At 56.3% G+C, this 350-nt stretch carries 1 protein-coding gene; it reads left to right on the forward strand.

The window, feature by feature from the left end:
* Positions 1 to 350, forward strand: a 350-nt coding sequence (locus FH871_RS32705; protein ID WP_138995380.1) for a hypothetical protein, incomplete at both ends; no start/stop codon positions are given.

Below are 350 nucleotides of genomic sequence, written 5' to 3' on the forward strand. Positions count from 1 at the left end.
CCTGCTCGTTTACGCGATTCATATTCTGGTGAATCAAAAATACATTGGTCACATGGTGGCATTCGGCGTCTATGGGTACATTCTTTTCGCGTCGATGATTGGCCTTGAGCACAACCTCCTGATCTACGCATCCGATCCGGGATGGTCTTACAGTGACATGCAGGGCTTCGGGCCCTCGATCACCCCGTGGCTGTGGTTCAAGTTCTACTGGGCTTCCTGGGCGTTTCTCCTGGCGGTAGTGGCAACGCTGTTCTGGGTGCGGAGTAAGGAAGGCGGACTCCACGCGCGGTTCCAGCGGGCAAAGTACCGCTTCGCAGCGTACAGGCCCGCTTTTTGGATGGCCGTGGTAC

The sequence above is a fragment of the Larkinella sp. C7 genome, assembly GCF_006149005.1.
GTDB lineage: Bacteria > Bacteroidota > Bacteroidia > Cytophagales > Spirosomataceae > Larkinella.